21 protein-coding genes and 2 pseudogenes are annotated in these 26011 nt (G+C 60.0%); 9 read left to right on the top strand and 14 right to left on the bottom strand.

From position 1 onward, the window contains the following. Positions 1-57 precede the first annotated feature (57 nt). Positions 58-744: pseudogene (locus AHA_RS22050) on the bottom strand (PAS domain-containing protein); the annotation flags it as partial. Positions 745-1376: 632 nt separating this feature from the next. Between AHA_RS22050 and AHA_RS13990 the strand changes: the two are divergent. Next, a complete protein-coding gene (locus AHA_RS13990; protein ID WP_011706575.1) occupies positions 1377-3458 on the top strand; it encodes a methyl-accepting chemotaxis protein in 2082 nt (693 codons plus the stop codon). Positions 3459-3613: 155 nt separating this feature from the next. On the opposite strand, the gene AHA_RS13985 is transcribed toward AHA_RS13990, so the two are convergent. From AHA_RS13985 to AHA_RS13975, 3 genes are read right to left on the bottom strand one after another with little or no spacing between them, the layout of a single operon-like run. Then, complete coding sequence (locus tag AHA_RS13985) at positions 3614-5605, bottom strand: MtrB/PioB family decaheme-associated outer membrane protein (protein WP_011706574.1); 1992 nt, start codon at positions 5603-5605, stop codon at positions 3614-3616. A gap of 11 nt (positions 5606-5616) precedes the next feature. Then, complete coding sequence (locus tag AHA_RS13980) at positions 5617-6588, bottom strand: DmsE family decaheme c-type cytochrome (RefSeq protein ID WP_011706573.1); 972 nt, start codon at positions 6586-6588, stop codon at positions 5617-5619. Positions 6589-6644: 56 nt separating this feature from the next. Beyond that, positions 6645-8759 carry an OmcA/MtrC family decaheme c-type cytochrome gene (locus AHA_RS13975; protein WP_164927685.1) on the bottom strand — a complete coding sequence of 705 codons (2115 nt, stop codon included), beginning with the start codon at positions 8757-8759 and terminating at the stop codon, positions 6645-6647. Between the two features lie 247 nt (positions 8760-9006). Here AHA_RS13975 and pdsA point away from each other — a divergent pair, with 247 nt between their 5' ends. From pdsA to netD, 4 genes are all read left to right on the top strand, one after another. Beyond that, entirely contained in the window at positions 9007-9618 is a 612-nt protein-coding gene (gene pdsA / locus AHA_RS22005; RefSeq protein ID WP_011706571.1) for a periplasmic diheme shuttle PdsA, read from the top strand. 149 nt (positions 9619-9767) lie between these two features. Continuing rightward, a complete protein-coding gene (netB, locus tag AHA_RS13965; RefSeq protein WP_011706570.1) occupies positions 9768-10397 on the top strand; it encodes an Nrf-like electron transfer protein NetB in 630 nt (209 codons plus the stop codon). Beyond that, positions 10394-11062: an Nrf-like electron transfer protein NetC gene (gene netC, locus AHA_RS13960; protein ID WP_011706569.1), complete on the top strand. Its 669-nt coding sequence runs from the start codon at positions 10394-10396 to the stop codon at positions 11060-11062. The genes netB and netC overlap by 4 nt, the downstream gene beginning before the upstream one ends. A gap of 48 nt (positions 11063-11110) precedes the next feature. After that, positions 11111-12064 carry an Nrf-like electron transfer protein NetD gene (netD, locus tag AHA_RS13955; RefSeq protein ID WP_011706568.1) on the top strand — a complete coding sequence of 318 codons (954 nt, stop codon included), beginning with the start codon at positions 11111-11113 and terminating at the stop codon, positions 12062-12064. An 86-nt stretch (positions 12065-12150) separates the two neighbouring features. On the opposite strand, the gene lpxH is transcribed toward netD, so the two are convergent. The 3 genes from lpxH to AHA_RS13940 are packed head-to-tail and all read right to left on the bottom strand — an operon-like array spanning position 12151 to position 14055. Then, entirely contained in the window at positions 12151-12876 is a 726-nt protein-coding gene (lpxH, locus tag AHA_RS13950; protein WP_011706567.1) for a UDP-2,3-diacylglucosamine diphosphatase, read from the bottom strand. Then, positions 12873-13568, bottom strand: coding sequence for a DUF4269 domain-containing protein (locus AHA_RS13945; protein WP_011706566.1), 696 nt, complete (start codon positions 13566-13568; stop codon positions 12873-12875). The genes lpxH and AHA_RS13945 overlap by 4 nt, the downstream gene beginning before the upstream one ends. Next, positions 13558-14055: a peptidylprolyl isomerase gene (locus AHA_RS13940; protein ID WP_005302674.1), complete on the bottom strand. Its 498-nt coding sequence runs from the start codon at positions 14053-14055 to the stop codon at positions 13558-13560. The genes AHA_RS13945 and AHA_RS13940 overlap by 11 nt, the downstream gene beginning before the upstream one ends. A 190-nt stretch (positions 14056-14245) precedes the next feature. On the opposite strand from AHA_RS13940, the gene cysS reads away from it, so the two are divergent. Both cysS and AHA_RS13930 read left to right on the top strand, forming a co-directional pair. Continuing rightward, positions 14246-15622 (top strand): cysteine--tRNA ligase, encoded by a 1377-nt coding sequence (gene cysS / locus AHA_RS13935; protein ID WP_011706565.1) that lies wholly within the window; start codon positions 14246-14248, stop codon positions 15620-15622. 60 nt (positions 15623-15682) lie between these two features. Further along, a pseudogene (locus tag AHA_RS13930) lies at positions 15683-15899 on the top strand (CysS/YqeB C-terminal domain-containing protein); the annotation flags it as partial. A 400-nt stretch (positions 15900-16299) separates the two neighbouring features. Here AHA_RS13930 and AHA_RS13925 read toward each other — a convergent pair. Beyond that, positions 16300-17829: an HD domain-containing protein gene (locus AHA_RS13925; protein WP_011706563.1), complete on the bottom strand. Its 1530-nt coding sequence runs from the start codon at positions 17827-17829 to the stop codon at positions 16300-16302. A 186-nt stretch (positions 17830-18015) separates the two neighbouring features. Further along, on the bottom strand, positions 18016-18636 hold the full coding sequence (locus tag AHA_RS13920; protein WP_139348844.1) for a hypothetical protein: 621 nt from the start codon (positions 18634-18636) through the stop codon (positions 18016-18018). 1149 nt (positions 18637-19785) lie between these two features. On the opposite strand from AHA_RS13920, the gene AHA_RS21905 reads away from it, so the two are divergent. Together AHA_RS21905 and AHA_RS13910 are read left to right on the top strand one after the other, a co-directional pair. After that, positions 19786-19980, top strand: a complete 195-nt coding sequence (locus AHA_RS21905; RefSeq protein WP_237701898.1) for a hypothetical protein — start codon at positions 19786-19788, stop codon at positions 19978-19980. Between the two features lie 686 nt (positions 19981-20666). Continuing rightward, the gene (locus tag AHA_RS13910) at positions 20667-21680 is read left to right on the top strand and encodes a GGDEF domain-containing protein (protein WP_011706561.1); all 1014 of its coding nucleotides are present in this window, start codon (positions 20667-20669) and stop codon (positions 21678-21680) included. A 61-nt stretch (positions 21681-21741) separates the two neighbouring features. On the opposite strand, the gene AHA_RS13905 is transcribed toward AHA_RS13910, so the two are convergent. From AHA_RS13905 to AHA_RS13885, 5 genes are all read right to left on the bottom strand, one after another. Further along, on the bottom strand, positions 21742-22488 hold the full coding sequence (locus tag AHA_RS13905; RefSeq protein ID WP_011706560.1) for a substrate-binding periplasmic protein: 747 nt from the start codon (positions 22486-22488) through the stop codon (positions 21742-21744). Between the two features lie 101 nt (positions 22489-22589). Next, the gene (locus tag AHA_RS13900; protein ID WP_011706559.1) at positions 22590-23336 is read right to left on the bottom strand and encodes a substrate-binding periplasmic protein; all 747 of its coding nucleotides are present in this window, start codon (positions 23334-23336) and stop codon (positions 22590-22592) included. Positions 23337-23409: 73 nt separating this feature from the next. Beyond that, positions 23410-23907, bottom strand: coding sequence for a GDYXXLXY domain-containing protein (locus tag AHA_RS13895; RefSeq protein ID WP_011706558.1), 498 nt, complete (start codon positions 23905-23907; stop codon positions 23410-23412). Next, complete coding sequence (locus AHA_RS13890; RefSeq protein WP_011706557.1) at positions 23904-24911, bottom strand: DUF4401 domain-containing protein; 1008 nt, start codon at positions 24909-24911, stop codon at positions 23904-23906. Before AHA_RS13890 ends, AHA_RS13895 begins: the two co-directional genes overlap by 4 nt. Next, the gene (locus AHA_RS13885) at positions 24904-25842 is read right to left on the bottom strand and encodes a DUF2157 domain-containing protein (protein WP_024945953.1); all 939 of its coding nucleotides are present in this window, start codon (positions 25840-25842) and stop codon (positions 24904-24906) included. The genes AHA_RS13890 and AHA_RS13885 overlap by 8 nt, the downstream gene beginning before the upstream one ends. Positions 25843-26011 lie beyond the last annotated feature (169 nt).

Genomic DNA, 26011 nt, shown 5'->3' with positions numbered 1-26011 from the left:
GGTGACGGAGGTTTCGTTGGCTACTTTGGCCACATTTTGCACGGCCTGATCTTTTTTGATTTGCGAGGTGATGTTGGAGGCAAATTTGATGACCTTGATCACCTTGCCATGGCTGCCCCGCACTGCGTTGTAGGTCGCTTCCAGCCAGATTTCATGACCTTGCTTGTCAAAGCGCTGAAAGCGCCCTGATTTGAAGGTTCCCTGAGCCAGTTCCTGCCAGAAATCGGGGTGTTCCCGATAAAACAACTCATCACAGAACATGCGATGCTGACGACCTTTTATCTCATCGAGTCGATAGCCCATGGTGTCGAGAAAATTGCGGTTGGCGTTGATGATGACGCCGCTTGGCTCAAACTCGATGACCGCAAGGGAGCGATCCAGCGCTTCGAATATCGCTTTCTGCGTCATGAGCTGATCATGTTGCAAGGTCACGTCGGAGGCGATTTTAACGACTTTGCTGACCTTGCCATCCTGGCTGACCGGGAAGTAGGTTGCTTCCAGCCAGATTTCCTGGCCGTGTTTGCCGACCCTTTGAAACGTGCCGTGCTGGTTGTGGCCATTGGCCAGCTTCCTCCAGAATTCCCGGTAGGAGGGGGAGTCTGAGTCCTCTTTTCGACAGAAGATGGCATGGTGCTGCCCCACGATCTCCTTGAGGCTGTAGCCGACGGTACTCAGAAACAGCGGGCTGGCATCGAGGATATGGCCCTCGGGAGTGAATTCTATCATGGGGAGATGGGCATGCATGGCGTGGTTCAGCGCCTCGCTCTGCAAGGCTCTTGCTCTCTCTGCAACCAGCTCTTGTTTCAGTTTCGTGTTGAACATAAGCACTCCCCAGCCAGGTCGAAATTGTGCAATGAGCCTATTTAACTTTATCCACTCTTTTTGTGTGGTTTAGACTCTGCTTATGAGTGTAATGCATGCCGACTACTTAACTCAGATTCCCTCCATACAAAAACTAGGCCTAATACGCCATGGTGCGCCAACGGATGGTCTTGACCCCTGAGCTGGGTACCTGCCAATAGTGTGTTGATCATCAATATGGCCGGGCGTTGGCGGTGGCTCACCCCAGACCGGGAAGCCGCGTCCGTGAGCCGGGCATGGTAAAGGGAGTTGGGTCGATCAGGGCAAGGCGTAATGGTCCGAGGGGGTGGCTCGGGCAGAAAATACCGCTTTTATTGCAGTTTGCATCGCATTTTGCGCGCCTTGAGCGGACCTTGTGGCAAGTTGCTCGCTTTGGGGGGCGGGAGAGGGGGCAAACCAGGTCGTTTTTCCTGGCTTGGGTTTTGCTTGGGTCGACAAAACGGATCGGCTCTTTGCAGCTGAATGCCTTGCTGCGATGGCCCAATGACGCTCTGCTACCAGGATGAGGTGATGCCATGGCTACTGCACAAGGACTCTTGCAGGACACCGCCTTCGACCATACCGAGGCACATGCGGTGTCGCATGCGCCCCGAGGAAGGCATTCGGTCAAACGGATGATGATCCTGGGGGGGATCCTGGTGGCGGTGCCGCTGATCGTGGCATCCATCGTCTCCTTGTGGAGCAGCCAGGCCCAGCTGCGTGCACAGGATAAGGTCGAGCGCTTCAATCAGGCTCACCTCATCTTCAAGGAGACGCGCTATGACCTGGTGCAGATCCAGCAGTTCATCACAGATGCGGCGGTGACCGGCAACACGGAAGAGGGCCTCGCCGAGGCGGCCACGTTCCGCGATACCGCCTTGCAGAATCTCGATACCCTGATGCGCAGCCTGCCGGACTTGAGCGACGAACTGCTGCCGATGCAGGAGACGGTCAAGGGGCTGTATGAGAAAGGGGCGACCATGGTGGATACCTACAGTCGCCAGGGTCAGGCGGCGGGCAACCTGATGATGAGCAGCCAGGGTGGCTTTGATCACATGGTGATAAGCATCAACGAGCGGCTTGAGCGCATCAATCATCAGCTGGACAGCCAGGTCACCCGTGCCGTCGCCAGCCGCGACGAGGCCAAGGAGCTGGCCCTGCTGATGGGGCTGGTGGCCGGACTGGTCTCCCTGCTGTTCGTGGTGCTGGCCTATTTCATCCAGTACCGTCACCTGATGCGCACCCTGGGCGGCGAGCCGGATTATGCCGCGCGGGTGGCGGCCGAGATTGCGGCGGGCAACCTCACCGTCACCATCCAGACCCGTTCGGCAGACAATCACAGCGTGCTCGGGGCCATGCGGCTGATGGCGGCGCAGCTCAGCCGCCACATGCGCCAGATAGACCTGCGGACCCGGCAGCTGGCCCAGTCCTCCTATCAGATCTCCGATATCTCGAGAACCATCACCGACGCTTCCCAGCTGGAACAGCACCACTCGACGGAAGTGACCCGCGCCAGCAACGACCTCTCCTGCGCGGCCGAGGCGGTTTCCGGCCTGGCAAGCCAGGTGGGGCAGCAGGCCGAGCTTGCCTATCAGAGCGCCCATCGCAGCACCCGGGTGATGAGTGAAAACATCGAAGAGATGCGCCACGCCGTGACCGAGGCGCAGCAGGCGGAGCAGAAGACCCGCCAGCTGAGCGAGGCGAGCCAGCGCATTCAGGTGATCACCCAGTCCATCACCGCCATCACCGAGCAGACCAACCTGCTGGCTCTCAACGCCGCCATCGAGGCGGCCCGGGCCGGGGAGTATGGCCGCGGCTTTGCGGTGGTGGCCGACGAGGTGCGCAAGCTGGCCAACAATGCCGGTCAGGCCACCAAGGAGATAAACGAGATCGTCACGACCCTGAGCCGGCTCATCGGCGAGAACGAGTCCTCGGTGAAGAGCGTCATCGCCCGTACTCACCTGACCATGGACAAGGCGCACGAGGCGAGCCAGTCCATCAACGGCCTGATGACGGAGATCGAGCGCAGCGTCGGCGCGGCGGATCAGATCCGCGGCACCAGCGACGAGCAGATGGGCAAGCTCTCCTCGCTCAATGCCCATCTGCACGATCTGCTGCATGCGCTCGCGGAAAACACCGAGAAGGTGCAGACCACCGGGATCATCAGCCGCACCCTCTACCAGGAGTCGAGCCAGCTGCGCGACATCATGGAGCAGTTCCGCTTCGAGGCCGAGAGCGGGGCGGATCGCAGCGAGCATGAGCTGCGCCGGGCGCCGCGCATGTACCAGCACATGATGGTGAAGGTACAGGCCGGGGGCGGGTTCCACGAGTCGATCACCGAGGATTTCAGCGTCACCGGCCTGCGGCTGCGCACGGTGCAGCCCCTGGCTCTGGACAAGCGCGCCGAGGTGGAGCTCAAGATCTACACCCCCAAGCCCTCCATCGATCTGTATCGCAACCAGACGCCGCTGGCGATCAAGGCCAGGGTGATGTGGTCCCGTCAGGCGGAAGAGGGCGAGGTATACGGGCTGGAGTTCATCGAGGTGGCACCGCAGGCGCGCAGCCAGCTGGAGGCCTGCTTCAAGCACTATGCGCTGGAGCCGACCTATACCGGCTGATGCCGTGCCGAGCCCGACTGGTGGATGGCGACAGGGTGCTGAGGGCAATTTAGAGAACAAAGACGAGATGATGAAAGAGGGGAGCCTGGGCTCCCCTCTTTATTGTTGGGCTGACAACACAGGGTGTCTGCCCTTATCGGTGTGCAATCGTGCCTTTAGAACTTGTAGAGCCAGGAGACGGCGGTGAAGTAGCCGTTGTAGTCCTGGTTCAGGTTGCCAAGGTTGCGCTCTTCGCCGGTGTAGAGGTAATCCACATCCTGGAAGTATTCGTAACGCACATCCCAGCGCAGCGAATGCTGCTTGGTGAGCTGATAGAGGGCGTAGCCTTCCAGCCGGTGCTGCTTGCTGGTTAGATCCGGGTAGTCATAGCCCTTGCTGGCGTCGGTTTTGCCGCGGCCATAGGCGAAGCTGTAATCGAGCCCGAGCTCGAGATCCCGGTCAAACGCCTTCTTCTGGGTGAGCCCGAGCCCGAGGGTGGTGATCTCGTCGCGCACCTCCGTGCTGTAGGGATCCCAGTCCGGTGCGCCTGTGTAGGCGTGGTTCTGGCTGGAGGTGATCCACTGCAGGTTGCTGAACAGGTGGCCGCTCAGGTTGTCGTCGAACTGCTGGTTGAGGGTCAGGTCGATGCCATAATCCTTGCCCTCGCTGCGCCCTATGTCCGGCTCCTTGTAATCATCTCTTGCCCACCACCCTTCGAGGCGGGCATCCATCCCCTCGCTGAACTGATAGCCGAGATCCCCCCTGAGCTCGACCCTGTCCCTGTCCGCCAGATAGAACTGGCGCAGGGTCGGGCTGCCGTTGCCACCGGCGCTGTCGTGGCGCCAGTCCGAGCCGTCGCGGGTGCTCCAGGCGAGCTTGCCGCCCAGTTGCAGCGCCCCGGCCGGGCGGTAACGCCCCTTGAGGAACAGGGTGTGCTCGTCGGTATCCTGCCGGTCGGCCTGTTCGCGCTGATCGGCCTTGTACTGATAGCCGGTGGTGAGCTTGACCGAGCGGCTGAGCCGGTAGTCGGCCGCCAGATCCGCCTTGCTGCGGGTGCGATCGCTCTTGCCGCGCAGCTTGCCGACCACCGCGTATTCATCGGACTTGTCCTTGCGGTCCCGATACTCGCCGCCGGCGCGCAGGGTGAGATCCCGGCCAAAGCGGCCTACCCACTTGGCATCGGCCTGCAGGGTGCTTACCTCGCCGTGGAAGTCATCCTGGGTGATGGGGGCGTTGCGAAACGCGGTCAGGCTGCCGTTGGAGGTGGCCTGGCTGGTGAGCACGCGGCCGGTCAGGCTCTGCCGATCCCAGTTGTACTGGCCGGAAAGGCTCAGCTGGTGGAAGTTGTTGTCCGGCTCGTAGGCGCGCTCGTTGGCGTAAGGATCGGCGACGCTGCCATAGTAGAGCGCCGTATCATCGGTACGGTAGAGGGAGCCGTTGTAGGCGAGATCGACCAGCCAGCCTTCTCCCAGGTAACTGACGCCGCTCTTGACCAGGGTGGTCGAGCTGCCGTCGACGGGCTTGGGCAAAAGGCCTGGCCCGCTACCGATGCCGGGCACGCTCGACTGGTAGTAGGCGAGGGTGGCCTCTTTTTTCTCATGAGAAAAATCGGCGTAGGGGCGCCACGGGCTCTTCGGGGTATAGGCGAGCCCGGCGGTCAGCTTCTTGCGCACCACCTCCTTGTCGAACTCGGCCAGCGACCCCTGGGTCAGCGGGCTCTCGCCCGGCTGATAGACGCTGCGGCCGTGGCTGTTCCAGTAGAAGGGGGACTCCGAGTAACCCAGCCGGGCGCGCATGCCGTCGTAGTGGCCCTGTTCGGTCGCCAGGCTGAAGCGCTCCATGCCGAGGTTTTTCACCTCCAGGCTGCCGTAGCGGGAGCCTTCCCCCCGGTATTGCAGGTCGGCGTTGAAGATGCCGAGCATGCCGCTGTCCTGCTGGCTGGGAACCCAGTTGCGAAAGCGGGTGGCGCCATCGTCGTTGGCATAGCCGGCACCCAGCCCCACCTCGCCAAACCAGCCCTCATCGCGCTCGCAGGACTTGCAGCTCCAGCGTTCGGTCTTGGCCGGTTTGCTCTGCTGCAGGGCGTAATCCCCGACTGCCAGCGGCTCCTCGGCCGCCTGGGCCGAGCAGACCGCCAGCAGGGAGAGCCAAAGTGTTGAGTATTTCATGACTTCTCTCCTCAGCGCCGCAGTGATTGACCGTTGGGATGGTTGGTCCCGTGGATCTGGTTATGACAGTTCAGGCAACTGCCGCCACGCACCTTGAGATCCCCCTCGGGGATGGAGACGTTGGCATGGGGCACGCTGTGGCACTCCTGGCACAGCTGGGGCACCCGCTTGTTGAGCAGCGCCTGGTTGATGGAGCCGTGCGGGCTGTGGCAGAGAGAGCAATCCTCGGTCACCGGTTCGTGTTCCCACAGGAAGGGGCCCCGTTTCTCGGCGTGGCACTCGTAGCAGCTCTCGTTGAGGCTGGGCTGCTTGAGGCTGGCCTCGTTCTGCGACTGGTGCGGGTTGTGACAGCTGGAGCAGGGCAGCTCGCCATTGAGAATGGGGTGGCTGGTGCGCTTGTGCAGATCGGCTTTTTGCTGGGCGTGGCAGCTGGTACAGGTCTCCACCTGCAGCTTGCTGTCCATCACCGGATCCTTGGCCTGGTGCAGGCTGTGGCAGCTGGTACAGGAGACATCCTCCACCGCGTGAGCACTGGCATGCCAGCCCATCCGCTGGGTATCGGTGTGGCAGGAGAGACAGACGCTGTTCTGCTTCTCCACCGGCACCGGCGAGTCGGGGCCGAAGGTGATCATGGGCTCCCGCTGCTGCCCCTTGCGGGGATTGCGCGGGTGGTTGCCGGCGGGGCCGTGGCAGGCTTCACACTGCTTGTCGGCCATCGGCCCGTTCTGGTTGCCGAGGTTGCCGTGCACATTGTGGAAAATGCCGGTGGCGGGCTTGCGCGAGTCGGCATCGTGGCACTTGAGGCAGGTATCGGCCCCCTTGGGGGAGTATTTGCCCTGGTCGAATTTCTGGTCGAGGGTGGCCTCGACCTGCAGGCGCGGATCGGCATCGGCCGCCGGCTGGGCATCGCTCTTGGCCCAGACCGGCAGGCAACCGAGTGCCAGCAAACCCGCCAGGAGCCACTGCGGGGTGATTCTTTTCATATCGTGTCCTTCAACGGCAAAGGGCCGGGGGGAGGCATCCCCCCGGCCTGGTGGTCTCAACGGAAGTCATACACCTTGTGAACCTTGTCGACGCCCTGCTCCTGCCCGACGGCATGGCAGGACGCGCACTGTTCAACTCCGGTGGCGGCCTCTATCGTCTCTGCACCAAAAATGGCGCCGTTGTTCTTCATGTGGGTGGCCCACTCATCCCCGGCGACCGGGCTGTCCGGCTTGACCAGTCCCAGCGGCGACTTGAGGTGGCAGCTGGCGCAGACCACCAGGGTCGGACTGAAGAACTTGGGCTGCTTGTTGTCCGCCGTGGTCGCCACCAGCGAGGGTCGTTCGTTCTGCTGGTTGGGCAGGTTGTACTGACCCTTGGTGTGGCAGGACTCGCAGTTGTTCAGCTTGCCCGGGAAGGTGGCATCACCGCTGCGATGGGAGCCGAAGGCGTGGAAGGAGTGCACGTGGTACTTCAGATCCCCCGGCACACCCGCATAGAAGGAGGTGCGGGTGGCGTTGTGACAGCTGGTGCACTGGGCGAAGTCCTTGGAGGCGTGAGCCGAGCCCGCGTTGCCCTCGGTGTGGACTGCCAGATCCTTGTGACAGCCGTTGCAGGAGGCCAGATCCGCGCCTGCCTTGAGCACATAGCTGCCGTCGACCCCGCCCTCGACCCGGAAGTAGGCCTTGACCGGGTTGATGGCCACGTAGGAGAGGGCGCTGGCGGTGCTGCTGCAGGGGAGCAGATCCCCGGCGGCGAAGGCGCCGTTGCGATCTGCCTTGCGGGCCACGCACACCTGCAGTTCGGCGACCGTGGCCGCCAGGGTGCCGGTCACCTCGTTACCCACCTCTTTGCGGCACAGGAAGCTGCCGCCGCCCTGGCTTTCGCACTTGGTGAAGTCAATCTTGTTGCCGGCGACGAAGGTCTGCGGGTTGGTGTAGCCCAGCTCGAAGCCGCTGCCCTGATCCCAGTTGACCAGCACGTAGGGAGCCTTGGCCAGATCGCCGTACTTGATGTACTTGAGCACCCCGTCCATGGTCTCGACCGGCGTGCCGTTGGCGGTCACGGTCAGCTCGACCTCGATGTTGGGCGCGGCGTAGCGCACGTCGTCAAACTTGAACACCAGCTTGTCGCGACCGGCGGCCTCGTTGGCGAGGTAGCCCATGTGCACGCTGCTGGGGGACTTGGTGTTGCCGGGCGTTTCGGCGTGGCACTGGGTACAGAGGGTGCCGCTGTTGATCTTGCCGTTGATGTGGCTGACGTAGCCGGTCGCCGTGGTGGAGTCCGCGTGGCAGGCGCCGCAGGGTTTCTCCTGGGCGTGCTGCCAGTTGTTGGCATCCGGGGTGGTCGGGGTGACGCCCTTGTGGCAGGTGTCGCAGTTGCGCGGATCCTGCGGGAAGTGGCTCACCAGCTTGGTGGCGGTCGCATCCAGGTTGCCATGCAGCTTGTGCACCAGGGTGGTCAGATCGCCCCGTCCGCTGCCGGGCACGCTCTCGTTGTGGCAGGTGACGCAGAGCTTGGGATCGGCCCGGTTGCTGTGGTGGATCGGCTGCTTCATGTGGCAGCTGTCGCAGCTCTGCTGCTCCAGGATGTCGCGGGTCAGCAGTGGCGGCGTGCCGGCCGGTACCCAGTCCAGCACGTAGTCGGTGACCGGAATGCCGTTGCTGCCGCCAAAGTAGATGCCGAGGCGGTGGGTCGCTGCCTCATCCCAGCGGATCAAGCCGTTGTTGTCCTGCGAATCGCTCGGATAAGGGTCGCGCACCGTGGTGGCATTGAAGGAGAAGGTGTAGCGGTACTGGCCATTGCCAAGCGCTTCCAGCTTGCCGCCGTTCTCGCCGGTGGGCCGGTTGTTCTTGGTGCTGTAGATGAAGCTCTTCCAGATGACAGGGTCTTCCCGTTTGGCGTCGCGGCCGGGGATCACCTTGGCCAGGGTGAAGGAGGGAAGGGTGGTTCCCAGCTCATAACCCTTGCCTTGCTTGTCGGTTACTTTGAATTGCACCGAGAGCTGACCGCTCTCGCCAAGTTGTGGGGTGGAGGCCGAGATCACCAGCGAATCTGGGGTTCCCGGAGGGGGGGGAGGTGGATCCGTCTGGTCATTGCCATCACCGCCGCCCCCACAGGAGGAGAGGGTGAACACCATTGCTGCAGCCACCAATACTTTCCAGTATTTCATTGTTTTATCCTTTTTTATCGGACTTATTGTTCCATATATGAGCCAGCTCAAAAAATTCCCAAAAAGATACCACTTAAGGGTCAAAAGAGGACTAAATACGGTATAAATCATTTCCATCTTAATTGTAAGGTTTATATATTAGACGGCGTTGATCTAAGTCTCAAAAACGGATCGAAAATCAACCTTGAGTATAAAAATGTCTGTTTTTACTGGGGTTTATAGACCTTTTCTGGAAGAGGGATAAGAAATGAAACGCAGTGTGAAGCTGGAAATACTGGGACTGTCGTTGCTTTTGGGCTCTATTGGCACCGCACATGCCAGCCTGGACTCATTGGTGGATACATGTAACTCATGTCATGGAAATCAGGGGATCAGCACCCAGAACGATATTCCGACTATTGCAGGGCTGGCAGAATCAAATCTTGCCGAGCAGATGCGCACCTACCTGGACGGCCGGCCGGCCAAGACCGTTAATCATGTCACCGGTGATACCAGCAAGAAGGGGAACATGACCGACATTGTTAAGGGCCTTAGCGACGAGCAGATCGACGAGTTGGCGGTGCACTATGCCGAGCTGCCCTACAAGCCGATGAAGCAGCCGTTCGATGCGGCGCTGGCCAAGGCGGGGCAGAAACTGCACGACGACTCCGGCTGCAAGAAGTGCCACTCCGAAGGCGGTTCGGTGGCCGAAGACGAGGCCTCCATCCTTGCCGGCCAGCCCAAGGGCTACCTGCTGACCTCCCTGCAGGAGTTCAAGGCCGGCAAGCGCAGCAACGACGAGAAGATGAACAAGGCCATCATCGCCATGAGCGATGCCGACCTCAAGGCGCTGGCCGAGTACTACGCAAGCCAGCAGTAACGTCGCTGCCCCTCCCGTTGACGCAGCCACCCCGCTTCTGGCGGGGTGTGGTCTCGTGTTCATGACCGTCAAAGGAGCTGTCACCAGCTCCTTTTTGTTGCCAGGCGGGCAGACGGCACCCGGCGGGTGCCACCGTTTCGGAGTTTCCTATGAAAAAGATCATCAAGTGGCTGCTGCTCGCCTCTCTCGCCCTGGGGGCGGGTCAGCTGGCGCTGGCCAGTGCGCAGGCAGCGGATGCGACGCCAACCGCGCCGAGTGCCACATCCAGTGCCGAGCAGGCAGCGCAACCCACCCTGGCCGAACGGCAGGCCAAGGCGGAAAAAAAGAAAGCCGCCGCCAAAAAAGCCGCAGCCCGTTTCGCCAAGTGCGAGAAGTGCCACGACGGGGAGGAGGGGATGCACGGCAAGCATGGCCAGGTCACCAACCCCAACACGGGGGAGCAGGTCACCTGCACCAACTGCCACGGCAATGCGTCGGCCGATCACCGTAAACAGCGCGGCGGCATGGTCGACGTGATGCGCTTTGGCAATGACGCCTTCCCGCTGAGCCAGCAGAACGGCGTCTGCATGAGCTGCCATGAGCCGGATGACTTGCGCAAGGCCCTCTGGGCCCACGACGTGCACGCCACCCGGGTCAGCTGCACCAGCTGTCACCAGCTGCACCCGGCCAAGGAGCCCATGGTGGGGATCCCCGAGAAGTCGCGCATCAAGCTGTGTGTCGACTGCCACCGCAAGCAGCACGAGGCCGGCCTGGGTGGCGCCGTCAAGGAGGGCGCATGAGCACGACCCGCCGCGACTTCATGGTGGGCATGAGCGCCGGCGCCCTGATCCTGTTGACGGGGGCCCCGCGCGCCCTGGCCAACAGCATGACCATCAAGGGCGTGCGCTACGGCATGATCCACGACGAGACAGCCTGTATCGGCTGCACCGCCTGCATGGACGCCTGCCGCGAGGTGAACCAGGTGCCGGCAGGGGTAGCCCGCCTGCAGATCCTGCGCAGCGGCCCGGTGGGGGAGTATCCGGCGCAGGAGTACCGCTTCTTTCGCAAATCCTGCCAGCACTGCGACAACGCCCCCTGCGTGCACGTCTGCCCGACCGGTGCCTCTCACATCCGGGCGGAGGATGGCATCGTCGACATCAACCCCGACCTCTGCGTCGGTTGTCGCTATTGCCTGGCCGCCTGCCCCTATCAGGTGCGCTTCATCAACCCGGTTACCCGCGTTGCCGACAAGTGCGACTTCTGCCGCAAGACCAATCTGGCGGCGGGCAAGCAACCCGCCTGCGTCGAAGCCTGCCCGACCAAGGCGCTGGTGTTCGGCAATCTGGACGATCCCAACAGCCCCATCGCCAAACGGCTGGTGCAGGAGACCACCTATCGCTACAAGCAGTTCCTCGGTACCTCGCCCAAGATGTACCGGGTGCCGAAAGGGGAGGTGAAGTCATGATCCCATCTCATGTGTATGACGCAGACCGGCTGGCGGGAGGGAGGCACCATGTGGCATGAAGCGTTTCACTTCGACTCGCTGGTGTGGGATGGCCCCATCGCCATCTACCTGTTCCTGCTCGGTATCTCGGCAGGCTCGGCCACCCTCTCGGTGCTGCTGCGCCGGCAGGGGGCCGGCAGCGAAAGCGGTATCATCAAGGCGACCGCCATTCTGGCGCCGGTGAGCGTTGTGTTGGGGCTGCTTATCCTCATCTTTCACCTGGCCCGTCCCTGGACCTTCTGGAAGCTGATGTTCCACTACCAGTTCGACTCCGTGATGTCGATGGGGGTCATGCTGTTCCAGGTCTACATGGCGGTGCTGTTTGCCTGGCTGGCGGTGGTGTTCAGAGCCGAGATCGAGGCCCTGCGCCGACGGCTGCTGGTGGACAAGCTCGCCTTTGTAGACGGCCTCATCGGCTGGCTCGCCCGCCTCGAGCGGCTGCTGGCGCCGCTGCTGTTGCTGCTGGCCGTGCTGCTGGGGGCCTACACCGGCTTTTTGCTCTCCGCCCTCAAGACCTACCCCATGCTCAACAACCCGATCCTGCCGGCGCTGTTTCTGGTCTCCGGCATCAGCTCGGGGGTGGCCTCCACCATCTTGCTGGCGGTCACCCTGTTTCGGGAGGATGGCCACAGCCGCGGGGTGAGCTTCGTGCACCGCTTCGAGCGGCCCATCGTCGCCATCGAGCTGTTCCTGCTGCTCTGCTTCTTCACCGGGCTCTACTTTGGTGGCGGCCAGCGGGAAGCGGCCATGTGGGCGGCCATCGGCGGCGGTTTCTGGTCCCAGGTGTTCTGGTTCGGGGTCATCGGGCTGGGGATCCTGCTGCCCCAGCTGCTGGGGCGGGTGGGCAGTCCGGCCAAGGCTCATCAACCGGCCCGGCTGGCGCTTATCTGCAGCCTGAGCCTGGTGGGGATATTGCTGCTGCGCTACTTCATCCTCTACGCGGGGCAGATGACGGTGATGTAGCCGTTGTGCGAGTAGATAGCAGGCAAATCGCAGGCAAACAAAAGGCGGGATCTTCCCGCCTTTTTTATTGCTGCTAACCGACTAATTCAGATCAGCGCGTGCTGCTCGAGGCGCTGCTCGCCGGGGCGGCAGATCAGCACCGAGCCCTGCTCGAACCAGTCCCCCAGCACGATGCGCCGGGCAGGCGCGCCATCGAGTTGGAAGTCGTGGATGGCCGGTCTGTGGGTGTGGCCGTGGATCATCATCCGGCAGTCGTGCTGGCGCAGCATCTGGTCCACCGCCGCCGGGGTCACGTCCATGATGGTCTGGCTCTTGTGGGCATTTTCCATCTGGCTCTGGCCGCGCATCTTGTGGGCGATGGCCTGGCGGCGCGCGAGCGGCAGGCGCAGGAACAGCCAGCGCAGCCATTTGAGCTGGGTGATGCGGCGAAACTTCTGGTAGCCCTCATCCAGGGTGCAGAGCAGATCGCCGTGGCTCAGCACCACCCGCTCGCCGTAGAGCTCGATGACGCACGGATCCCCCAGCAATGTCATGCCGGCGCGCTTGGCAAAGGCCTGGCCCAGCAAGAAGTCGCGGTTGCCATGAATGAAGTAGAGGGGCACCCCCTGCTGGCTCAGGGCCGCAAAGGCGTCGGCCACCTCGCCGTGGAGGGGATTGGGATCATCGTCGCCAATCCAGAATTCAAACAGATCGCCCAACACGTAGAGGGCATCGGCGCCGGGGGCGTCGTGCGCCAGAAAGCGCACCAAGGCGGCGGTCATGTCGGGCCGCTGGGCACACAGGTGAATGTCGCTGATAAAGAGGGTGCTCATGAGAAAGTGCGCTGGGCCCTGTTGAGGTGGCTGGAAGTAGAGGTAGAAAGGGGGCTCATCGCCCCCGGCTGCCACGCCAGTGGGGCAAGCTCGCCGCCCTCCAGGGTGAGCAGCGCGGCATACGGGTCGCCGGCAAGGCCCAGCAAGTGGCACATGGCGGCCTCTCCTTTGAGCCCTTCCTCGAGGCGCAGGCGCAGCACTTGGTGATAAAACGTTGCACCGAACTGCTCAAGCAGGGCGGTCATCAGGCTGAGGTGGCGCCAGCCGTTGAGGCGCTCGAGGGGATCCGGGGTGAGGTAGAGCTCAAGGGGCCAAGGGTGGCCATCGGCGCCGGTGACGGTCTGCTCGGCGAGCCAGATGTCAGCGCCCTTTTGCGCAACCTGCCAGCCTTGGGCGGCTAGCGCCGCGGCAAACGCGGCCGGGTCCGGGTGGCGGCAGACGATGTCGAGATCGCTGCCGGGCCTGTCGAGCCCGATGGCGACCGTGCTCACCAGCGCCAGATCGCTGCACTGGGCTGCCAGCGCATCCCACACCCCGGCGGTGAGCAGGGCATGGGCCGAGCGTTGGCGCGGGTTGCCGTGGGCCAGGTAATCGAGACGGCGCCAGTCGATGGGGCCGGCCTTCGCAGATGGAAAAACTGCGGCCGGGGCCGCAGTCAGTTCATCTCGCAGAAGGCAGAGATCACTCGGCAAGGGTCACCTTGGTGATCACCACGTCTTCGGTCGGCACGTCCTGGTGGATGCGGCCGTAGTTGCCGGTCTTGACGCCCTTGATCTTGTTGACCACGTCCATGCCGGCGGTCACTTCACCGAACACGCAGTAGCCGAAGCCCTGGGTGGTGGCGGATTTGAAGTCGAGGAAGTCGTTGTTGTTCACGTTGATGAAGAACTGGGCGCTGGCAGAGTGCGGCTCCATGGTGCGGGCCATGGCGATGGTGCCGACCTTGTTGGACAGGCCGTTGGCCGCTTCGTTCTTGATGGGGGCGCGGGTGTCTTTCTCTTCGAAGCCCGGGGCATAGCCGCCGCCCTGGATCATGAAGCCGTCGATGACGCGGTGGAAGATGGTGTTGTCGTAGTGACCGTCACGGCAGTATTGCAGGAAGTTGGCCACGGTTTCCGGGGCTTTTTCAGCGTTCAGGGTGAGGGTGATGTCGCCGTGATTGGTGTGCAGAGTGACCATGATATGTCCTTTCATTTGATGCGGGCGACGAGGTGCCCGCAGGTGTATGGCATAAAGTGGTGGCAATTCTAGCCCATCAGGGCCCTGCGGCATAGATGGTGCGCCTGATCCGGCACGTTTTCTGCCTCGTTTTCTACGCGCGATGCGGGTAGAATGGCAGGCCATTTTACTCACAGGCAGTGGTCATAAGATGCTGAAGATATACAACACACTCACTCGTCAAAAAGAAGAATTCAAACCTATCCACCCGGGCAAGGTGGGCATGTATGTGTGTGGCGTCACTATCTACGATCACTGTCATATCGGCCATGGCCGCACCTTCGTCGCCTTCGACGTCGTGGCCCGTTACCTGCGCTACAGCGGCTATCAGCTCAACTACGTGCGCAACGTCACGGACGTGGACGACAAGATCATCAAGCGTGCCGCCGAAACCGGCGTCACCTGTGACGATCTGACCGCGCGCCTGATCGGCGACATGCACGCCGACTTCGATGCCCTCGGCATGGTGCGCCCGGACGTCGAGCCGCGCGCCACCCAGCACATCGGCGAGATCATCGAGCTGGTGCAATCCCTGCTGGATAAAGAGCACGCCTACGTGGCGGACAACGGCGACGTGATGTTCATCGTCGACTCCTACGCCGACTACGGCAAGCTCTCCGGCCAGGATCTGGAGCAACTGCAGGCCGGCGCCCGCGTTGACGTGGTGGATGCCAAGCGCAATCCGCTCGACTTCGTGCTGTGGAAGATGTCCAAGCCGGGCGAGCCGACCTGGGACAGCCCCTGGGGCCCGGGCCGTCCTGGCTGGCACATCGAGTGCTCCGCCATGAACTCCAAGCACCTTGGCAACCACTTCGACATCCACGGCGGCGGCTCCGATCTGCAGTTCCCGCACCACGAGAACGAGATTGCCCAGTCCTGCTGCGCCCACGGTGGCGACTACGTCAACACCTGGATGCACAGCGGCATGGTGATGGTGGATAAAGAGAAGATGTCCAAATCCCTTGGCAACTTCTTCACCATCCGTGACGTGCTGGCCCACTACGATGCCGAAACTGTCCGTTACTTCCTGATGTCTGGCCACTACCGCAGCCAGCTCAACTACTCGGAAGATAACCTGAAGCAGGCCCGCGCCGCGCTGGAGCGTATGTACACCGCCCTGCGCGATCTGCCGGCTGCTGCTGCGGCCGGTGGCGACGAGCAGGTGGCTCGCTTCAAGGAAGCAATGGACGATGACTTCAACACCCCGGAAGCCTACTCCGCCCTGTTCGACCTGGTGCGCGAGATCAACCGCCAGAAGGGTGAAGACATGGCCGTTGCTGCCGCGCTGGGCGCCCGCCTGCGTGAGCTGGGTGCCGTGCTCGGCATCCTGCAGCAAGACCCCGAAGCCTTCTTGAAGGGTGACGAAGCGGATGAAGAGGTTGCCGAAATCGAGCAACTGATCGCCCAGCGCAATCAGGCCCGTGCCGACAAGAACTGGGCTGCTGCCGATGCCGCCCGCAACCGTCTCACCGAGATGGGCATTGTGCTGGAAGACAGCGCCGGCAAGACCAGCTGGCGCCGTGCCTAAGGCCGGTGGCGCTGCTCGCGCCAACAGGTTGAGCTAATAAAAAACCGCAGCCTTAGGGCTGCGGTTTTCGGCATACTGCAGCAAGACCCGGACGCCTTCCTCAAGGGCAATGAGGCCGATGACGAAGTGGCCGAGATAGAGCAACTGATCGTCCAGCGCAACCAGGCCCGCGCCGACAAGAACTGGGCCGCCGACGCCGCCGCCCGCAACCGTCTCACCGAGATGGGAATAGGTGCTGGAAGACAGCACCGGCAAGACCAGCCGGCGCCGTGCCTAAGGCCGGTGGCCTTGTTGGTGCCAACCGGTTGAGCCAATAAAAAAACCGCAGCCCTGGGGCTGCGGTTTTTTTATGCCTTTTCCCTTTATGCCTCGGTTGCCTCCGCTCTGATCCCCTCTCCCCTTGTGGGAGAGGGGCAGGGTGAGGGGCGCTAGCGTCATTCCTCGGCAAACCGCCCTTATCCCTGATGGCGCTCCTGACCCGTTTAGCTCGACTCGGCGGTTTGCAGGGGGAAACAATACCGTGCCCGCCCGTGGTATCAGTTTTAATATTGACAGCCTATCCCACTGCAAGGAAATTGAAGTGCACTGTACTGGCTAAATAACGTTCTTGTTTAGGTGCGGACTGTTTGGCAGATAGAAATTAAAAACCGCATCCCTTGGGCTGCGGTTTTTATATGTTATAACTCGAAATGTTCATGTGCAATATTATTCTTCAGCATTTCAATTTCTGATATTAAATCATTCGATACATAACCTTCGTATTCTTTATATATAAATATTCTAATTAAATATTTAATTGACTGATACTTGTCGAGTTTGTCACCACTTTCGGATAGCTTTTTAATATCATAGCTTCCATGTAAATTTTTCCTTAGAAGTTTTATTTCTGTCTTATCTATATCTTTGAATGCATTGTCAGTCATTATGTCTATAGAAAAATGATATTTAGGGATAGTCTTTGAAATTAATTCAAGTAAATCACACTTGAGTTTTGATACGAATTCTTTCTTTGTGATGTCTGTTATTTTTAAGTTTTTCGGGTATATTTTAGATTCGTATTTTTTTGACCAAGGATTTCTATTTATAATATCGTTGAGTATTTTTTTGCCAAGTTCATGGTGTTTACTTTCCTCAACGAAGCTTGGCAGCTGTTCATTTAAAAAAAAGTCATCTGAATTATCTAAATAAAAGGCCTCTAGTTGTTCCAACTTACTCTCTGGGTTAGCCGCATCTGGTTCCTCAAGTTTAAATAGGCTCAAAGTCTCTCCAGATGTACTTTCTTTTGATATTTCACAAACATTGCCTAACATTGCTGAAAATGCTCTATTTGTTTTGTGGTAATAAACTTGCCCAAATAGACTTGATCTAGCATTTATAAACTCAACAATAGAGTCAATTCCACTTTCTTTATATGCCAAAAACACTTTGTTATTATCTATAACAGGTACAATAGACATAAAGAGCCTATTGTAATCATAGATACCACATTTCACACCGGAAAAATAACTGTCCCTTAGAAGATAATCCATTCGGTCAGCATCAATAGGGCAGGATGATATTATAGATGTAAATAGAGGGAGGATGTCTAAGCTTTTATCACCAAAACTTACTATAATTCTATTATTTTTATATTTGCTCTCGATTATACTAATAACATTGTTAATATCTATTAAGTTGCGTAACTCATCATTCAAGCTATTATAAATAATTTTTATGAAGATCGCAGACATATGCTCATGGTCAATGGTGGCACCACTGGAAATAATCTTGAAAATATCACTAAAGTCCTGTCCAAGATGTTCTGATAAATCCTCTTTTTTGCACATAAATGAATCAAACTGATGAGACATTGGACCATGGCCAAGATCATGTAATAGAGCTGCCAATCTCAGCTCCCGAATATTCTTTAAAGGAAGGTCCTCAATATTATTAAAAATTCTACCATCACTATACTTATTTTGATATCTATATGAATTTAAATTTAAATTCTTTAATATTTCATATGATAGATGCATAACGCCGAGAGAGTGTTCAAACCTACTATGCATTGCTGAAGGAAAAACTTTATATAAAAAAGTATTCTGCTTTATATTTCTTAGCCTCTGAAATAGAGGGTGATCAATGAATTTTATTTCCAATTCGCTTAAGCGGATTATGCCATGAATTGGGTCTAATATTTTACCAAGTAATTCTTTATCAAATTGCATATATAAGTCCCTTTATTTTCATCGTGGGTTGGAAATGTGAGCAATGTTAATGTTGTTGGCTAATGGGGAATGTTTTTTGTTAAGATTGACTTTTATATAAACTTACATAAAATTAACAATTGGTGTGGGATTATTAAAAACTTTATCTATCAAGCTATATATTAATTGTTTTTAAGAGAAGTGGCATTAATCCATGGGATTCATTTTTTGTATTAGTTTTTTCACTCTATTGGCAGACATTATTGGAAATGTTTGAGTGAGCATGAATAATGCTGTAGTGATAAAAATAAACCCTAGTCCTATTTGTGAAAACAGCTCTATCCATGTAATAGATCTATCTGTTGGTAATACCATGAGAAATAACCCTGAAAATATCAGAGCAATTCCAAAAAATAGATTGAAGACGAATAATGAATATTCAATAAAACTAATTTCTACGACAATCCTTTTGTTTTTATAAAAAATATGAGGCAGCCCTCTTTTAAAGTGAGCAAACGATATCTCTCCATGGCTTTTCTTATGTAGATTAATTAATGATTCTCGCATTTCTTTTTCTAATCGCATTCCGGTAGTTATTTTGAAATGCTCTGCAGCAAGTTCATTTTCTAAATGAGACTTAGTCGAACCTACGATTTGAGGACATTGTATAGCGGCTTCTAGCTTTATTATTCTAGCTTTTTGTCTCTCCTCAAAGAAACTAAATAGAGTTCGCAAATTAAAAATAATCGCAACGGCTACGACTGTTAAAGCTACCCATACATTACCTTTTTCTACAGCCTCAATAAGTTTGTTAACAATATCGCTCATATAGTTGAATCCATTATAAAGTTGAAGTGGTTAAAGTGTGCTCACATTTAAGGTTGAGTTAGGAGGAATAGTCACTATTTTTTCCTTGGTATATGTGAGAGCAGCATTCTGCTGTGCTCACACGTTACTTTTTAACCTATGCAATCAAGTTGATGTGACTTGCTGTATAGATACGACAAAATTGCTTTGCTATGAGGTGGGCTAAGAGAAAATTCAGAAATAATTATTCTTCCATTCATTGCCCCAAATATGCAACAGACGGTTGTTAACTAACCTCGGGGCTACGGGTTGGTTCTGGCCCCCTGTTGTTTGCCGAGGCGAGACCGTTTGTCCAAGCCGCGAGGCAGGACGCCGAGCGAGCGCCGATGGGCCATGGGCCAAACCGGAATTAGACGAGCAACGCTCGGCCCGGTTTGGCGCAAGGACATGGATGTCCGCAGCGGACTTTGACCGACGCCAGGGATGGCGAAGGTCAAAGCCCATCGGCGCGTGCCGTTGGACAAATGGGTGAGCCGAGGGAACCCGACGCAGGAGGGCGAACAAGTGGGTGAATAGACCTTTGGTGACTTTTGGTCTTTCCAAAGTCACTCGCCAAGCCGCGCAGCGGCGGTGAAACCCCGTCGAGGAAGGAGTCCTCGTGTCCTACATGGCTGAGCCGTGCCATTTAGACGGCGATATTTAGCCCAAGCAAAGACGTTACCGAACCCCTCACCCTAGCCCTCTCCCGCAAGGGGAGAGGGGACCGTTCCCCGGTGCAATGCGCTTCGCTTATTGGCACCCTACCTGTCTCCCACATGGGCAGAGGGGATCATTTACCCCGGTGCAATGCGTTTCGCTTATTGGCACCCTACCTCTCTCCCGCAAGAGGGGAGGGGATGGTTACCGCGGACGATTACGCTGCGCTAATCGACCCTACAGGCTTATTGCACCCTGCGCCTAATCCCGTGGTGGGAAAGGCGACCCTCCCGCTGCTTGGTGCGCCATCCTCTGGAATGCTAGGATGCCCAACCGTCCTTTATCCAACCCTTATCAGTTATGGCAAACCGGCTCGTTGGCAGTAAAAACAGGATCACTCGGGCAGGGCGCTGGCTCGCAACCCGTGGCGCTGCGCTTTTTGCCGAACTCTCGGAGTTTCAGCAGCGCATCTGGGTGGTCAGCATAGTGAACGACACCTACACGGATACCTTTATCGTCAACGAAGGCAGCTTCGAGGAGCCCATGCAGTGGATGCGGCGCAAGCAGTACAACGCCGACATGCTGCAGCGGGTCGATGCCATGCAGCGCTCCCAGGTGATCCAGGTCGAGCTGGGTGACGTCCGCCATCGCCTGATGCGGGTCAAATAACCCGGAGAGCGCCGAGTCGTATCGGGTGTTGGGCCAAACAGGGCGGCGGGCTCACAGTCCGCGCGCTATCCGCCAGAGACGCTGCCGCCCCTGACTGTCGCCGCCACCTTGCGCCCTTGACCATCCATGAATACTCGGGGCCAACAGGGGCCGATGGTCATCTTACGGAACCCGCTTCGGCGGGGCCATCCAAATCCATGAAATTAGTGATGCAACTATCAGAATTAAATGGTTTTTCTCCTTTGCTGCAAAGTGGCAACCGGCGATTGACCCGCGGCCGGGGTGTGATGGAAGATGAGCGCCGCGTCTGGCTGATAAGCAGACAAGCAGGATAAGCAGAGAGCCGGGCAGAGACAGAGCAGCGGGACAGCGCCATCCACAAAGGCGATGAGCACCTGGGGCCAGCATGGGCCCAGCCCTCGACGGCATTCACAGCGAAGCCGCCGTAGCCAATAACGCCGCACGACAGGCGCTGCTGCCCTCAATAGGGGGCGCTCACCACGGCTCAGGTCGGGCCGCCCCGCGTTGGCTGCAAACGGAGCGCGTTGCCGGACAATCGAGGGTCGTTCGACGACAAAGGCCGCCAAAACCGCAAAATTTGTGCCACGGCGGGGGCACGCGGCTTGTGAATGGCCCCCGGGGTTGGCTATCGTTTCAGGAATAGACATGCAAGCAGGGAGGTGTGCATGGACAGAATATTGCAGGCGTTGTCGCTGCAAGTGACCGGGGCGCGGGATCTGGAGAGCCTGACCCGCCCGCTGCTGGAGATGCTCGAGACGGTCACCGGGCTTGAATCCACCTATCTGACCGAAATCGACCTTGGTCACGACACCCAACATATCCGCTTTGCCCGCAACAGCGCCGACCTGCAGATCCCCGAGGGGGCCTCGGTGGCCTGGGGCGATGCCCTCTGCCGACGGGCCCTCGACGAGGGGCGCTTCTACACCGAGGATGTGGCGAGCTGCTGGGGGGATTCCCAGGCGGCGCGGGCCCTCGGCATTCGCACCTACCTGAGCTGTCCGGTGCAGACCCCTTCGGGCTCTCTTTATGGCACCCTGTGCGCCGCCAGTGCCGAGCAAAAGCCGCTGACGGCGGGCTCGGATCACCTGATCGCCTTCTTTGCCCGCTTGATCGCCGAGCAGGTGGAGCGCGAACAGCTGCTGCAGCAGTTGCAGCAGGCCAACCACGAGCTGTCACGCCAGGCGCTGAGCGACCCGCTGACCGGGCTGCCCAACCGGCGGGCGCTGATGCACGAGCTCAACCGGCTGTTTTCACTGGCGGAGCGGGTCGAGCATCCGCTGCTGCTCGGCTTCATCGATCTCGACGGCTTCAAGGCCATCAACGATACCCACGGCCACGACACCGGCGACCTGCTGCTGCAACGGGTCGCCGCAGCGCTGTCAACCGTGCTGCGCGGCAGCGATCTGCTGGCGCGGGTGGGGGGCGACGAGTTCGTGGCGGTGGGGATGGGGCCGCAGTGCGGCGAAGAGACGCGGGAGGCGGCGGTGCAGGGCTTTCAGCGCCGGTTGTTCGAGGCGAGCCTGGTGCCTCTCGAGGTGCCCGCCGGCCTGCTGCACTACCCCGGTGCCAGCGTGGGGGTGGTGGCCATCGATCCGGCCAGCAGCACGGTGGACGAGGCGCTGAGGCTGGCCGATGCCTGCATGTACGAGGTCAAGCGCCAGCGCCGTCGGCCGAGCTGACTGCGCAGGCGAGACAGACAAGCAAAAGGGGCCCCGGCGGGCCCCTTTTTCATGCCGCCCCTCAGCGGGCGGGGAAGTACTTGGCCTGGATCTGCTGGAACTCGCTGCTGGCCAGCACCTGGGTCAGGCCGCTCTGGAACTCCTTGACCAGCTCGTCGCTCACCGGGTGACTGAAGGCGAAGCAGAACTGCTCCGAGCTCAGCATCCAGAACACCTTGAACTGGGCGGGATCCAGCTGCTGGGAGGCGATCAGATCCAGCATGGTGGTCTTGTTGGTAGAGATGAGATCGACCCGGCCCGAGGTGAGCATCTTGAGTGCCTGGGGCAGGCGGTTGGCGGTCATGATCTTCTGCTCGTCAAAGCCGTTGTTGAGCAGCAGCTGCTCCCCCACGTCGGCCCGCACCGCCCCTATGTTGTACTTTTCGGCATCTTCCAGCTTGGCGATGTTGACCGGGCTCTTGGCCAGCCCCATCAGCACGATCTCGGCATAGCCGATGGGGCAGGCCCATTTGAACAGCGGATCCCGCGCCTCGGTGCGGGCGGTGGAGAAGAGCACCACGTTGGGTTTCTGGGTCAGCAAGTAATAACCCCGCGCCCAGGGCATGATGGTGATGGGTTGCTGCGGGGTGTTGGTCTTCTGCCAGACCTGCTGCAGCAGCTCGACGGCGAGCCCGGTGGGGGCGCCGGATTCGTTGGAGAAGTTGTAGGGTTTGTACTCTTCGGTGAGGTAGTGCAGCTTGCCAAGCTCCGGGCTGGCCTGGGCGAGGGTGACAAACGCGAGTGCGGCGAATCCAATCCATTTTTTCATGTTGGCCATCCTGGTGGGGTGTAGCGTCATTCTCAAGTGTTATCAAAGCCCGCCAAATCGCCACTCGCCGTGCACTGGCGGTGAGAGGTAGCGGGCCTTGCTCAGGGGGCGGGCAGGTATTTGAGCCGCAGCCCCTGATATTCCGAAGAGGCGAGCGCCTGGGTGAGGGCACGCTGGAACTGCTTGATGACGCCGTCATCCACCTGGCGACTGAAGGCGTAGCAGAGCTCCTCGGCATCCAGCACGAAGGCGACCGTGAAGTCATTGGCATCGAGCTGCAGCGCCTTGATGGCGTCATAGCCTGCCAGCTTGCCGGTGGCCAGCAGATCGGCGCGGCCCGACACCAGCATCTTCAGCGCCTGGCTCAGCCGGTTGGCGGAGATGATGCGGCTCTCGTCCATGCCGCGGTTGAGCAGCAGCTGTTCGGAGGCATCGGCGCGCACGGCGCTGATGCGGTAGTCGTTGATCTGCTCGACCGCGCTGAGGGTGAGGGGGCGGCGCTTGTGGGCCAGCAGCACGTACTCGGAGTAGCCGATGGGGCACACCCACTTGAACAGGGGGTCGCGGGTGTCGGTGCGGGCGGTGGAGAAGAGCACCACGTTGGGTTTCTGGGTCAGCAGGTAGTAACCCCGCGCCCAGGGCAGGATGCGAATGGGCTGGGCGGGGGTCTGGGTGCGCTGCCAGATCAGCTGCAGCAGCTCCACCGCCAGCCCGCCGGGCTGACCGGTCTGGTCGGTGAAGTTGTAGGGGGGATAATCCTCGGTCAGGTACTCCAGCTTGCCGAGCTCGGCCTGCGCCGTGCCAAGGCATGACAACAGCAGCAGGCAACCGCAAAACCTTATCCTCATGGGCATTCCTTGGCGTAGCGCGGGCGATCCATCTTGCCCTAGTGTGGGCAAAAAAGCCTGATATTGCCAGTAGTTACCAGCGCGCTCTGGTATTTCCCACCGGTTTCAACTGCTCATCGCGAAGCCCCACCAAGAGCGCCTTGCCGCTCTCCTGCAGACGAAACTCGCCGTAGCGCGCCGCCTCGTACTGCTCGCCGGTGCCCTCTTCGAAGAAGTAGGCATCGGGGCCGATGAGCCACTGGCCGTCGCTGCGGCGCACCTGCAGCCGCCGCTCATCGCGGGCCAGCTGATCCGGCTTGCCCCCTTCCACCCAGCTGGCGACCTGCTGCTCGTCGAGGCGGATCACCAGGGTGTCGGCGGGGGCTTCATCTTGCTGCCGGTTGCCAAGCTGGCGGACCAGCTCGTAGTTGAGGCGCATGTAATCCCCCTGCATCAGGGAGCGCGGGTCGACCGGGGCGAGGCGCAGCAGCACCACCTCGCCGCTGCTCATGGCGCGTTCGTAGCGCCAGACGGTGACATTGATGGCCGCCAGGATGGCGAGGCCGGTCAGCAGCAGGGCGAGTCGTCTCATGAGGGGCTCCGCAGGCTCAGCCGTTTGAGCAGCTGGCGGGCGCCGAGCAGCAGGGCGCCCGAGCCCAGCAGCAGCCAGGATTTGGTCATCAGGGTCAGCCCCAGATCGTAGTAATAGAGGGAGCCAAAGCCGACCAGCAGCAGGCCGGCCAGGGTCATCAGGCCGACGCTGCCGGCATAAAAGCCGAGCACCAGCACCAGGGCGCCGGCCCCCATGCCGGGGATGAGGGCGCTGATCAGCACCAGCGGCAGCCCGTACAGCAGCGGCAGTTTCAGCCGGACCATGAGCCCCAGCAACAGGGCGGCGCAGAGCAGCGGGTTGAGCCAGAGCGGCAGGCGGGAGTGGCCCAGCTCGTCGAGCATGCTGGCGCCGCCGTCCCACAGCGGGTGGTGCAGACGCCCCAGCACCAGCAGGGAGAGCGCCAGCCCCAGGGTGAGGGATTCATAGAGTTGATGGCGCAGTGGATCGCGCTCGGCCTGCAGCCAGCAGAGGGCCACCGCCGTCATCACCAGCGGCAGGGCCAGCAGTTGCAGGCCGAGGCAGGCGAGGCCAAGGGTGAGCAGGATGGCGGCGGCGAAGCTGTGAAACAGCCGGATCAACCAGTGCTCGAACAGGGCGGCGATGGCCAGTGACAGCAGGGCGAGGCCGAACCAGAGCGGAGCCGAGTGCAGATCCAGCCGATCGAGCAGGCCGTAGAGCAGCCAGGCGTCGCCAGCCAGCGCCAGCGCCAGCACGAACTGATCCCACAGATCGCTGCGGGTGGCGAAGCGGTTGAGGCAAAAGGCGATGACCATCAGCACGACGCCCATCAGCAGGGCGCTGTCGGCATCCCGGGTGAGCTGGGAGAACGACATGAACAGGAAGAACAGCAGGAACAGGGCGGCAATCCAGCCCACCATGCCGAGCAGAAAGCGGCTCGACCAGTGGGGCTGGTCGTCACGGGGGGCATCCCCTTCCACCAGCCGGGCCCGTTGCAGTCGCTGCCAGGGGGTCAGATCACTCATGGGGCCTCCGTTGTTGTTGCAGCCAGCGGCTGGCCGCCACCGACAGGCCGATGGCGATGAGGCAGAGCAGCAGGAAGCCATCCACGTCCGGCTCCATCCATTTGCCGAGCGCGGTCAGCAGCACCACGATGAGGCTCAGGCAGCCCATGGCGAGCCCGGCGATGAATCTGTGGTGCCAGCGCAGGTAGGCTGCCGCCAGCCAGCCGAGCCAGGCCGGCCAGACCCAGGGGGAGGCGACATCGAACAGCGCCAGCAGGGTGAGCAGGGTGACGCCGAACCCGGCGGCCAGCCCCGCCAGCCAGGAGGGCATCAGCCGGTAGTGAGCGGGCACCAGCAGCAATATGCCCCAGAGGGCGGCGTTGAACAGGGTCAGGCACCAGCCGAGGGCCTCCTCGTTGAAGGCGAAGAAGAAGTTGAACAGGCCGAGCCGCCAGTAGAGCACCAGCGCCAGCTGGCCGAGCAGCCAGCTCAAGGTCCACAGCAGCGGGCTCTGGCCGAGCGCCGCCAGCGGCAGCAGCATCAGCGCCCAGGTGGCGAACAGCTGCCAGGGATCGGCACCGGTCTGGTAGGTCTGCCCCACCAGCGCCAGCAGGGCGCCGATGTTGAGGGCGATGGCGAGCAGCAGCGCCTGGCGCTGGCTGTCGGCGAGGGGCTTGCGCCACAGCAACAGCAGCATGGCGAGCAGCGGCAGCTCCAGCAGCGCGAGGCGTGAGAGGCGGCCCAGCTCCTGCCAGTTGAAGGCGACGAAGAACACCAGGCCGGCGCCGAGACACAGGCTGCCAAGCCAGAGCAGCAGCCGATCGAACAGCCACTGCCAGCGGGCAGGGCCGGGGGGCAGCTCGCACAGGGCGAGGGCGGCGGGCAGGCTGGCCCGCTCGAGGCGTCCACGCCTGACCCAGTCGAGCAACGTCTGTCTTGAAGTGAAGTGCATGGGATGCTCCATCAGGTTTGCCGCATTATGCCACGGCCATGGCGCCGATTGGCAGCCCCCGTCTGCGGGCGCGACCAGCCCGGCAAGCGGATGCAAAAAGCCCCGCCAAAGGGCGGGGCTTGCTTGCAAGGACACGACATGGGCGCGGGAGCGGCGTCGGCAAGTGCTC

The organism is Aeromonas hydrophila subsp. hydrophila ATCC 7966 (genome assembly GCF_000014805.1).
Taxonomy (GTDB): domain Bacteria; phylum Pseudomonadota; class Gammaproteobacteria; order Enterobacterales; family Aeromonadaceae; genus Aeromonas; species Aeromonas hydrophila.
Note: the sequence above shows the minus strand (reverse complement) of the source record. Positions and strands in the feature narration are given on the sequence as shown.

Coding starts and splice junctions, on each gene's coding strand:
- AHA_RS13990 (WP_011706575.1), top strand. CDS start 1,377: ATGGCTACTGCACAAGGACTCTTGCAGGACACCGCCTTCGACCATACC.
- AHA_RS13985 (WP_011706574.1), bottom strand. CDS start 5,605: ATGAAATACTCAACACTTTGGCTCTCCCTGCTGGCGGTCTGCTCGGCC.
- AHA_RS13980 (WP_011706573.1), bottom strand. CDS start 6,588: ATGAAAAGAATCACCCCGCAGTGGCTCCTGGCGGGTTTGCTGGCACTC.
- AHA_RS13975 (WP_164927685.1), bottom strand. CDS start 8,759: ATGAAATACTGGAAAGTATTGGTGGCTGCAGCAATGGTGTTCACCCTC.
- pdsA (WP_011706571.1), top strand. CDS start 9,007: ATGAAACGCAGTGTGAAGCTGGAAATACTGGGACTGTCGTTGCTTTTG.
- netB (WP_011706570.1), top strand. CDS start 9,768: ATGAAAAAGATCATCAAGTGGCTGCTGCTCGCCTCTCTCGCCCTGGGG.
- netC (WP_011706569.1), top strand. CDS start 10,394: ATGAGCACGACCCGCCGCGACTTCATGGTGGGCATGAGCGCCGGCGCC.
- netD (WP_011706568.1), top strand. CDS start 11,111: ATGTGGCATGAAGCGTTTCACTTCGACTCGCTGGTGTGGGATGGCCCC.
- lpxH (WP_011706567.1), bottom strand. CDS start 12,876: ATGAGCACCCTCTTTATCAGCGACATTCACCTGTGTGCCCAGCGGCCC.
- AHA_RS13940 (WP_005302674.1), bottom strand. CDS start 14,055: ATGGTCACTCTGCACACCAATCACGGCGACATCACCCTCACCCTGAAC.
- cysS (WP_011706565.1), top strand. CDS start 14,246: ATGCTGAAGATATACAACACACTCACTCGTCAAAAAGAAGAATTCAAA.
- AHA_RS13925 (WP_011706563.1), bottom strand. CDS start 17,829: ATGCAATTTGATAAAGAATTACTTGGTAAAATATTAGACCCAATTCAT.
- AHA_RS13920 (WP_139348844.1), bottom strand. CDS start 18,636: ATGAGCGATATTGTTAACAAACTTATTGAGGCTGTAGAAAAAGGTAAT.
- AHA_RS13910 (WP_011706561.1), top strand. CDS start 20,667: ATGGACAGAATATTGCAGGCGTTGTCGCTGCAAGTGACCGGGGCGCGG.
- AHA_RS13905 (WP_011706560.1), bottom strand. CDS start 22,488: ATGAAAAAATGGATTGGATTCGCCGCACTCGCGTTTGTCACCCTCGCC.
- AHA_RS13900 (WP_011706559.1), bottom strand. CDS start 23,336: ATGAGGATAAGGTTTTGCGGTTGCCTGCTGCTGTTGTCATGCCTTGGC.
- AHA_RS13895 (WP_011706558.1), bottom strand. CDS start 23,907: ATGAGACGACTCGCCCTGCTGCTGACCGGCCTCGCCATCCTGGCGGCC.
- AHA_RS13890 (WP_011706557.1), bottom strand. CDS start 24,911: ATGAGTGATCTGACCCCCTGGCAGCGACTGCAACGGGCCCGGCTGGTG.
- AHA_RS13885 (WP_024945953.1), bottom strand. CDS start 25,842: ATGCACTTCACTTCAAGACAGACGTTGCTCGACTGGGTCAGGCGTGGA.